Source organism: Microcystis sp. LSC13-02 (assembly GCA_002282935.1).
Classification (GTDB): Bacteria; Cyanobacteriota; Cyanobacteriia; order Cyanobacteriales; family Microcystaceae; genus Microcystis.
The window spans coordinates 1-9,536 of sequence record MTBT01000177.1 but is presented as its reverse complement, the minus strand read 5'-3'; the positions used below and the strand labels follow the sequence as shown (position 1 = coordinate 9,536).

Genomic DNA, 9,536 nt, shown 5'->3' with positions numbered 1-9,536 from the left:
AGGTTCAGTTTTTAGCTTGGTTATCGCTTTTTCCATTGTAGCTTAAAGCCGTCGTAAAACGACGGGGTTTTAACCCAAATTTTCGATAAAAGAAGGCAGCCTTTCCTGTCAACCGGAAAGGAGACAAAGTTAAGATTTTAATAATTTTCTCTCAAGTCGGGATGACAGGATTTGAACCTGCGGCATCCTGCTCCCAAAGCAGGCGCGCTACCAAGCTGCGCTACATCCCGAAATCAACTCCTTTTTTAGTATAGCCTAAGAGCCGCATTCTTAATCGGGATACCAAAACATACCTTTGATACCTTCGGGATCGAGAACAAAACCGAGACGACGATAGAAATCCACCACCTGCGGATCGGCGAAAAGAGTTATGTTGCTGATGTCCTCACCCCGCAACTTCCTGATCATAAATTTCATTAATGCTTTACCAAAGCCTTTACTTTGATAGTGAGGATGAACAACCACATCCCAGACTGTAGCATTAAAAGCGTGATCGGAAGTGGCACGGGCAAAACCCACTAAACGACGGCGATTACCTCGCACTTCCCACATCGACACCACTAAAAAACTACATTCGATCGCCTTTTTAACTTTGCGTAAAGGACGACGGGCCCAACCTACCGAGTCACAAAGTTCTTCTAACTCATATAGATCTAGCTCTCGATCGGTACTAAAAAACACTCGCGTCTGTCCGAGGTCATTCTGGGCAACCTCTACCAAGTCTCCCGAATAGTCAGGAGATGCAGTGACTTCCGAGCTATTAAACAATCTTTTCCAAAAAACCATGCCGGGGGGCTACTGCCTCAATATTATCTTTTTAGCCTAGTATATTTTATTTTCCCCTGTCTAAGAACAATCGGGCAACCTGAGTCCAAATTTGATTGGTTGAGTACGGAGAGGGTGGGATTTGAACCCACGAACCATTGCTGGTTACTCGATTTCAAGTCGAGCGCGATCGACCACTCTGCCACCTCTCCAAGGCAGCCAGACCTATATCTTATCATTAGATATATTGCACAAATCAAAAAATTTTCTGCCAATGTAGGGAAAAGAGGTGCATATTATCGGGTTAAAGGTTAAAATTTCCCCCTTCCCCGACTTCTGCAAGAATTCTATTCTAGCCAATTGAGGGCGCAATTAGGGCTTTCTGAGCAGTATTTTTGGGGGCCGATCGGCCAGATATGGACTACTTCCTACTTCCCCTCACCACCCCCGTCAAGATGACCGACTTATTTCTTTAATTTCCGTAATTTTCGGCTTTCACGGGGAAAACTAAAATTAAAATAGGGGGGAGTGCCTTAAAATTGCTGTTTTGACGTATAATCACCTCAATAAAATTTAGAAGCTCCTAGAGTTGATAGTTTTAACATTTCTGAGAGGAAAATGTATTTATTATGAGTTCAATTATTGAAATCGGCGACCAAAAAATTAACCAGTCACAGGTCTTGCCTCTTTTGGCAAAATATGGTATGTTACCCCAGTTAATCCGGGAAGTAATTATCGAGCAAGCGATCGCCAATATCACCTGCAATCCCGAAGAAAGAAACGCGGCCTATTCCCGTTTCTATCAAAATAATCAAATTGCCAACGATGAGCAAATGAAATCTTGGTTACAACAAAACGGGATGGATTCCGAGCAACTAGAATATCTAATTCTTCGGGACATTAAATTGGAAAAATTTAAACAGGAGACTTGGGATAACAAAGTAGAATCCTACTTCTTGCAAGTCAAAAATCAATTGGATAAGGTGGTTTATTCCCTGATTCGGACAAAAAATATCGGCATTGCCCAGGAACTATTTTTCCGGATACAGGATCGAGAAAATACCTTCGCTGAACTAGCGAAAAAATACTCCCAGGGAGCAGAAGCGGAAACCGGAGGACTAATCGGACCGGTGGAACTGAGTGCCCCCCATCCCCAGATCGGGCAAATTCTCCAGGCAAGTAAACCGGGGCAACTGTGGCCACCGACGCAAGTGGGAGAATGGGTCGTGATTGTCCGACTGGAAAAATATTTATCCTGTGAACTGGATCCTCCCACCCGTCAACGCTTACGCAATGATTTATTCCAACAATGGTTAACGGCTCAAATGCAAACAGTGAAATTTATCTCCGAATCAAACCCAGTCAATAGCGAGCAGGTATCGATTATATAGCATTTCCTTGCAACACTGGGTAAACCTAGTCTTTTCGCCTAATTAGGGTTTGCTGGATAAATCTAAAAACATTGTTCGATAAGACTTTTAGACTTAAAATTAGGTAATTGACCACCTGAAAATCGGTAAAACCCTACACCCCACACCCCACACCCCACACCCTACCCCCACCAACAAACTTTTTGCCGCAAACCCTAATTATTTGCCAACTTAGTCAATTTTCGCCTAGCCAATGAGTTATACCACTTTAGATTTTACCGCCTTTCTGGAGACCGTACAGCCCTTCGATCGCCTGCCCGTCGAGGTTAGACGTTCCCTGGGCCAGAAATTACAACCCTTTCGCTATGAGATGGGCAATGCGATCCTCAAGTGTGACCGCTTACCCTCCCACCTCGTCCTTCTCTACGAGGGAGAGGCCAGACTTTTGGGTTACGATGCTAGGGTTAACAATCCGCTGCCGGTCACTTTGGCTAAATTACAGCCGGGGGATTTATTCGGGTGGATCAGTCTTCTGCGCGCTACCCCCTGTGAAACGGTGATCGCTTCTTCGGAAGTCACGATCTGTTTAACCTTAAAACAAGAGGATTTTTGGTCTTTAATCAAAAATTACCCGGAATTTAAGCAATATTTCTTTAAAGAAACCTCGATCGCTGAAGTTTATGCTCTCCTAGGCTCCTATCTTAATCAACAGGCCTGGGGTGGGGGAGACCTGAAAGAAATTGCTCAGGCTCTTTTCAACAAAGCTTGTGTGTCCTACAACCAGATTAACGATGATTATCTCTGGTTAGTCAGCGAAAATACCGATAATTATCCTATCGGCACAGTTATCACCCAGAACAATCCGACTAACACGCGCTTATTAGGTCTTTCCTCCGACCAGTTAGATGAATTCTTGACAGTTGAAACCGAAGCGGCTGCGGAAACAGAAACGGATGATATCCTAGAAACCCAAGTGATCAAGGGAAATAAACCCACCCAGGTATTAGATATACCCCAGGGAAAAATAAGCGACATCACCAGCGATATAGACCTTGAAAAAACTGTCGAGAAAAACCGCAAATCCTATGCTTTTTTCGGGGGAAAAACGGAACTAGAGGCGGTGAGTGCCTGTTTTCAGATGCTCTGCAAATATTTTAATATCCCCTTTCGCAAGGACGTGATCCAACGCATCCTAGGGGATCAACTGCAAAGAACCGGCAGCCTTTCCCTGCCCCTGTGTGGGGCTGTGGCCGAGGTAGTGGGACTCCATAGCCAATTAGTACCCCTAAATGCTTCTTCCTTGCCCAATATCAACCCTCCTGCCCTAATTCGCTGGCAAGACAGCATCGTTATCCTCTACGAAATTAATCAACGGGAAACCACGATCGCTGTTCCCCAAAGGGGGATAATTAAACGCAAAACCAGCGAATTTCTGGAATCTTGGGGCGAAAAAGGGGAAGTGATTCTGCTCAAACCCACCAAACACACCCAGCAACAGCGTTTTGGCCTATCATGGTTTTGGCCTTCTGTCAAGAAACATAAACGAGTCTTAATAGAAGTTTTTATCGCTTCTTTCTTCGTGCAGTTATTTGCCCTGGCCAATCCCTTGATGATTCAGGTGATCATCGATAAAGTGATTGTGCAGAATAGCCCGGAAACCTTGAATACCCTCGGGGTTTTCCTGTTAGTAATTGCCGTTTTTGAGGGAATTTTAACCTTTTTGAGAACTTCCCTTTTTGTCGATACCACTAACCGCATCGACATGACCCTCGGTTCAGAAATTATCGATCACCTGCTGCGTTTACCCCTGAAATACTTTGAACGGCGGCCAGTGGGGGAAATTTCGACAAGAATCAACGAATTAGAGAATATTCGGCAATTTTTAACGGGTACAGCCCTAACAGTGGTATTAGATGCCATTTTCTCGGTTATCTACATTGTGGTTATGTTGATCTATAGCCCGATTCTAACTGTTTGGGCCCTGGGAGTCGTGCCGATTTTAGTTCTCTCCACAGCTATTTTCGCACCGATCGTGCGGCGACAACTGCGCGCAAAAGCCGAACGAAACGCCGAAACCCAATCCTATCTGGTGGAGGTAATGACGGGAATTCAAACGGTGAAAGCACAGAATATCGAATTGCGTTCCCGTTGGCAGTGGCAAGAACGTTATGCGCGCTATGTGGCCGAAGGTTTTCAAACGGTAATGACCTCAACTTTGGCCGGTTCCTTTAGTCACTTCTTTAACCAATTATCGGGTTTATTAGTGCTTTGGGTGGGAGCAGCCCTAGTTTTAGACGGACAACTCACTCTTGGTCAATTAATCGCCTTCCGGATTATCTCTTCCTACGTTACCTCGCCGATTCTGCGTTTGACCCAACTCTGGCAAAACTTCCAAGAAACTGGCTTATCCCTGGAAAGATTAGCCGATATCGTCGATACTCCCCAAGAAGCGGAACTTGATCGCCAAAACATCCCCATGCCCTTAATTAAAGGCACTGTCACCTACGAAAACCTCGCTTTCCGCTTCAATCCCCACGGACCTCTGCAACTATACAACGTCAACTTAGAATTCCCCGCCGGTACTTTTGTCGCTTTGGTGGGAGAAAGTGGTGCTGGGAAAAGTACCATCACTAAACTATTAGCCCGTCTCTACGAACCAGAATCGGGACGGATTCTCATCGACGGCTATGATATCAACAAAGTGGAACTCTATTCCCTGCGTCGTCAAATCGGCATGGTTCCCCAAGAAACCCTATTATTTGACGGTACGGTACAGGAAAATATCGCCCTGACTAACCCCGATGCGACTGTGGAGGAAATTGTCTCGGCAGCGAAAACGGCGGCGGCCCACGAATTTATTATGACCCTGCCCAATGGCTATAATACCCGCGTCGGTGAACGGGGGGCATCCCTATCGGGGGGACAACGACAACGGGTTGCGATCGCTCGTTCCGTCCTGCAAAGACCGCAAATTCTCATTCTTGATGAGGCCACCAGCGCCCTCGACTATAACACCGAACGGCAAGTGTGTCTGAATCTCAAAGAAGTTTTCAAGGATCATACGGTCTTTTTTATTACCCATCGTTTAGCTTCGATCAAATCCTCCGATATTATTGTCATGATGGATAAAGGGACAGTAGCGGAGGAAGGCACCCACGAGGAATTAATGGCCAAAAAAGGCCTTTACTATACTCTCTATAAACAACAGGATTCGCAAATCTAGTCAGTCAGTCGTCAGTTATCAGTTATCAGTAAACGGTTATCGGTTCACTGATTACTGAAAAAATAAATATAGGAGAATCCCCATGAACGGTAATTCTAACAACGGTCAAAACGGCAACAGCAACGCTAAAAGCGATGAACTGACCCAAGCGGGTAAAAAGGTGGCCACTACCACGAAAAATAAAAGTATTACCCCTTCTTTACCCACTTTCAGCCCACCAGAACAATCGGTGATCCTGAAACAATCGCCCATTTGGTCGCGGACGATTATCTGGACATTAATGAGTGTCACCACTGCCGCTTTAATTTGGTCAGCGCTCGCCAAAATCGAGCAGGTGGTCGGCGCTCAAGGACAACTTAAACCCCAGGGCAAAGTCCAAGAAGTACAAGCACCGGTGAATGGGGTAGTACAGGAAGTTAAAGTTAAAGACGGCGATCGAGTTAACAAAGGTGATGTACTGGTTTTAATGGATTCCAGTGCCTCGCAAGTGCAGTTAGAATCCTTGAGAAAAATTCGCGCCAGTGCCGAGAAGGAAAATCAATTCTATCGTCTGTTAATGGCGCAGGATCTGACACCGGCACAAGTGGAGAGTTCGATCGCTCAATTAAAATTACCGAGTGAAATCGCCGATTTAGCCCGTAATCGTGCAGCTTTGGTGGCAGAGAATCAACTTTATCAAGCACAGGTCAGTGAAGGTGCTTCTAGCTCTGCTTTACAAGGGGATCAATTAGCCCGTTTAGGGGCTGCCCGACGGGAATCCAATTCTCGACAAGCGGCCGCTAGATTGGAAATGGAACAATTAGAAAAACAATTGGCCCAAACCAGGGTACAGTTGGCCGATGCCCGCTCGCAATTAATCAATGATCGCTTCGTCTTAGAAGAAATTAAGACTCGTAATGCCAATTCGATGAAACAGGGCCAAGAAAGCTTGGATATCGAGCGTAATATTCTCAAAGATATTGAACCCTTGGGGGATGAAGGAGCGGTCGCCCGTTATCAGATTAATAAGCAAAAACAATCGGTAACTGATCGCCAGAATGAACTGCAGCAGCAAGAGGCTAACGGCGAAATCGATCGAGAAAAACAAGAGAAAGAAGTACAAACCCGCATCGCCGAAATTTCCCGCCTGGAGCAGGAAGAAAAGCGTTATTTCCTGTTGATCTCCCAAGCGCAAGAAAAGCTGATTAATACCACAGTAATCACGGAAAAAGATGTGCGCGATAAAATGGCGGACAATTACAAACGGATCGCTGAAATCGATAGTCAGATCAGTCGCATTATCATTGATAACAACAAGCGCATTGCTGAGTTAGATAGTCAAATTAGTCAAGCACAACAGACGATTAAATATCAAAAAATTACCGCCCCGATTGATGGTGTGGTCTTTGATCTCAAGGCGCGGCCCGGGTTTGTTCCCCAACCAAGTCAAGCGGAAGCATTATTAAAACTTGTTCCCGATGGCTGTCCCACCCAGATCAAAGATGCCGCTAAAGGTTGTTTAGTGGCAGAGGTGGATGTGACTAACCAAGACATCGGTTTTGTGCGCGTGGGACAAAAAGCCGATATTCGCATTGATTCCTTTTCCTACAGTGAATACGGCGATATTAAGGGAGAAGTAATCTCGATCGGTTCCGATGCTTTACCTCCCGATGAAAATCACCGTTTTTATCGGTTCCCCGTCCGGGTAAGCTTGAACAGTCAAGAGTTAGTTTTGAAAGATAAATCCACTCTGCCGCTGCAATCGGGGATGTCTGTGAGTGTTAACATCAAAGTCAATGAAAATCGCACCGTTTTGGGACTATTTACCGATATGTTCAATAAACAGGTGGATACTCTCAAACAAGTCCGTTAAGCGAAAAAATTCGGGGGTAGATCCTGCCAACGGCCCGATCCGATCGCACTAATCGCTTCCGAGAGGTTAACTGCACCGGTATAAAGAGCGCGGCCCACGATTACTCCCGTTACTCCTAAAGGTTCCAAAGACAATAAACTCAGTAGGTCCGTCAGGGAACTAATACCCCCGGAGGCGATCACGGGAATTTCGACGGATTCGGCTAATTCTCGCAAAGCAGCGAGATTAGGGCCAGAAAGCGTGCCATCTCGATGAATGTCAGTGTAGATAATCGTGCTGGCTCCTCTTTTTGCCATATCTTGACCAAGAGCGATCGCCTCTACCTCGGAAGTTTCTAACCAACCCCGGGTGGCTACTTTGCCATCGCGGGCATCAATACCGACAATTATTTGCCCCGGAAAGCTTTGACAAAGTTCGCTGACTAATTCTGGCTTTTCTACGGCTACTGTCCCTAAAATCGCCTTTTCTACCCCGATTTTTAGGAGATTACTCACCGTTTCTAGATCCCGCAGTCCACCCCCCACCTGTACGGGAATGGCAATATCATTAAGAATTGTTTCAATAGTTGACAAATTAACCGATTTACCCTCTTTGGCTCCATCCAAATCAACTAAATGTAATCTGGTTGCCCCCTGATTGACCCATTCTCGCGCCACTATTGCGGGATTATCGTTAAAAACCTGCGATTGTTGGTAATCTCCCTGATAAAGTCGCACACATTTGCCCTCGAGAATATCAATAGCGGGGATAACTTCCATGTTTTTCTCAATATCTAACTAAGGAGCGTTTTTTATTATATAGTACCAGCCGTCAGCCTTGAATCAGTGATCACTGATCAGTTTTGAGTCTGACAGGGGAACAAGACCTCTCAAAGCATTGTCCATAAAGGTTTTGAGGCTCCTCAGTTACAAACAGATACATCGCTTTCAGCCAAAAAGCTAACGAGAGAATCAGGGATTTGGGCGAGCTTACTAGAAATTCTTATCAACAACGGGGGGTGAGCTGCATCGAACTTTTTCGCTCGAACACCCAAAAAGCTTGTGCTGTAAGGAGTTCAGCCAGCTTGTCCCCCTGTCAGGTTTTGAGTATTAAGTGAGCAGTATTTATTAAGTGTGCATCATCAAATGGCAGTAACAGTGCTGTCTTTTCACTGATTACTGTTTACTGATCACTGATTACTGATTATCGATTCCTAGGGGAAAAATTCTTCTAGAATGATAAGTACATATACGAGAGGAATTATACTTATGTCTGCTGGGAAGTTTCAAACAGCCGCTTCATTATCCGATCGAGAGCTAGAAATACTCGATTTAGTGGCTAATGGTTTAACTAATCAAGAAATCTCGGAAAAGCTAGAGATTAGCAAGCGTACCGTTGATAATCATATTAGTAATATCTTGACAAAAACAAAAACCGATAATCGGGTGGAATTGGTGCGTTGGGCATTGCATTGGGGTAAAGTTTGTCTGGATGATATTAATTGTTGTATCCTTCCTTCCCCAGCGCCGACCGATGATCAGGTTTCCTAAACTTCTTGGACTTTTTCTTGCGGTTAATATCATCAGTCTGGGGGGATGTAGTGATGCAGGTTTTGTCACCCCTCCCCAACAGCTTTTAGGAAATACTTTAAATACCCCTTCCTCTGAAGATAATCCCCGTTTTAACTACGATGGTCGTTATCTGGTCTTTGCCTCCGATCGCCTGGGACAACGAACGATTTATTTATTCGATCGAGTGGCTAATCGTTTAGTTCCCCTGCCGGGGTTAAATCAAGCAAAAACCTATCAAGATCAACCGGATATTAGTGCCGATGGTCGCTATATTGTTTATGTATCGGAACAGTCCGGTAAACCCGATATATATATTTATGATCGACAAACTCTGCAAGCAAAAAATATCACCGAAAATATTTTAGGAGAAGTGCGTCGTCCGACGATTAGTGGTAACGGTCGTTTTATTGCTTTTGAAAGTAATCGTTTCGGTCAATGGAATCTGGAAATATTCGATCGAGGTGGCGAAATTTCTCCTTCTTTACCCCCGATCAATTCTTCCCCGTCCCGATAGTATTGGGGGAGAAGGGAGAAGGGTGTGGGGTGTGGGAAGATGGGAGACCACTTCGTGCGCGTTGCGGGGGAGATGGGAGAGGAGAATAAGCTTTGCCTATTAATTAATTTCTAAGCTATAACTTGTTGTAATCGTTGACCCAGAAAAAGTGCGGTTTTTCCATTTCAGACGTAAAAAAGCCCAAAAAACCTGCCGAAGCAGGGTGGAAAGATTGATAACTAAAAAAGTAATAGCAATGGCTGTTTCCGATGTTGAGGGAAGT

The 9,536-nt window shown here is 45.0% G+C and carries 7 protein-coding genes, 2 tRNA genes and 1 pseudogene; 5 read left to right on the top strand and 5 right to left on the bottom strand.

Features of this window, described 5'->3' with window-relative positions:
• Positions 1-156: 156 nt before the first annotated feature.
• The 3 genes from BGL89_RS10575 to BGL89_RS10565 form a co-directional block, all read right to left on the bottom strand.
• Positions 157-230: transfer RNA gene (locus tag BGL89_RS10575), tRNA-Pro, on the bottom strand.
• Positions 231-270: 40 nt separating this feature from the next.
• Entirely contained in the window at positions 271-786 is a 516-nt protein-coding gene (locus BGL89_RS10570) for a GNAT family N-acetyltransferase (protein WP_002736326.1), read from the bottom strand.
• 106 nt (positions 787-892) lie between these two features.
• Positions 893-977 (bottom strand) — tRNA-Ser (locus BGL89_RS10565).
• A 417-nt stretch (positions 978-1,394) separates the two neighbouring features.
• On the opposite strand from BGL89_RS10565, the gene BGL89_RS10560 reads away from it, so the two are divergent.
• The 3 genes from BGL89_RS10560 to BGL89_RS10550 all read left to right on the top strand — a co-directional run bounded on the left by BGL89_RS10560 (position 1,395) and on the right by BGL89_RS10550 (position 7,210).
• Positions 1,395-2,156, top strand: coding sequence for a peptidylprolyl isomerase (locus tag BGL89_RS10560; RefSeq protein WP_286825674.1), 762 nt, complete (start codon positions 1,395-1,397; stop codon positions 2,154-2,156).
• Between the two features lie 232 nt (positions 2,157-2,388).
• Positions 2,389-5,358: a peptidase domain-containing ABC transporter gene (locus BGL89_RS10555; protein ID WP_286825673.1), complete on the top strand. Its 2,970-nt coding sequence runs from the start codon at positions 2,389-2,391 to the stop codon at positions 5,356-5,358.
• 82 nt (positions 5,359-5,440) lie between these two features.
• Entirely contained in the window at positions 5,441-7,210 is a 1,770-nt protein-coding gene (locus BGL89_RS10550) for a beta-barrel domain-containing protein (protein WP_286825672.1), read from the top strand.
• On the opposite strand, the gene hisA is transcribed toward BGL89_RS10550, so the two are convergent.
• On the bottom strand, positions 7,207-7,968 hold the full coding sequence (gene hisA / locus BGL89_RS10545) for a 1-(5-phosphoribosyl)-5-[(5-phosphoribosylamino)methylideneamino]imidazole-4-carboxamide isomerase (protein ID WP_286825671.1): 762 nt from the start codon (positions 7,966-7,968) through the stop codon (positions 7,207-7,209). The two genes, BGL89_RS10550 and hisA, sit on opposite strands and share 4 nt — an antisense overlap.
• A 489-nt stretch (positions 7,969-8,457) precedes the next feature.
• Here hisA and pedR point away from each other — a divergent pair, with 489 nt between their 5' ends.
• Together pedR and BGL89_RS10535 are read left to right on the top strand one after the other, a co-directional pair.
• A complete protein-coding gene (pedR, locus tag BGL89_RS10540) occupies positions 8,458-8,739 on the top strand; it encodes a photosynthetic electron transport-dependent transcriptional regulator PedR (RefSeq protein WP_108937575.1) in 282 nt (93 codons plus the stop codon).
• A complete protein-coding gene (locus tag BGL89_RS10535; protein WP_286825670.1) occupies positions 8,723-9,274 on the top strand; it encodes a TolB family protein in 552 nt (183 codons plus the stop codon). The genes pedR and BGL89_RS10535 overlap by 17 nt, the downstream gene beginning before the upstream one ends.
• Positions 9,275-9,373: 99 nt before the next feature.
• On the opposite strand, the pseudogene BGL89_RS10530 reads toward BGL89_RS10535, so the two are convergent.
• Positions 9,374-9,536, bottom strand: a pseudogene (locus BGL89_RS10530) (IS5/IS1182 family transposase); the annotation flags it as partial.

Bases quoted from the DNA above. Each gene is read 5' to 3' on its own strand.
- BGL89_RS10570 (WP_002736326.1), bottom strand. From the start codon at position 786: ATGGTTTTTTGGAAAAGATTGTTTAATAGCTCGGAAGTCACTGCATCT.
- BGL89_RS10560 (WP_286825674.1), top strand. From the start codon at position 1,395: ATGAGTTCAATTATTGAAATCGGCGACCAAAAAATTAACCAGTCACAG.
- BGL89_RS10555 (WP_286825673.1), top strand. From the start codon at position 2,389: ATGAGTTATACCACTTTAGATTTTACCGCCTTTCTGGAGACCGTACAG.
- BGL89_RS10550 (WP_286825672.1), top strand. From the start codon at position 5,441: ATGAACGGTAATTCTAACAACGGTCAAAACGGCAACAGCAACGCTAAA.
- hisA (WP_286825671.1), bottom strand. From the start codon at position 7,968: ATGGAAGTTATCCCCGCTATTGATATTCTCGAGGGCAAATGTGTGCGA.
- pedR (WP_108937575.1), top strand. From the start codon at position 8,458: ATGTCTGCTGGGAAGTTTCAAACAGCCGCTTCATTATCCGATCGAGAG.
- BGL89_RS10535 (WP_286825670.1), top strand. From the start codon at position 8,723: ATGATCAGGTTTCCTAAACTTCTTGGACTTTTTCTTGCGGTTAATATC.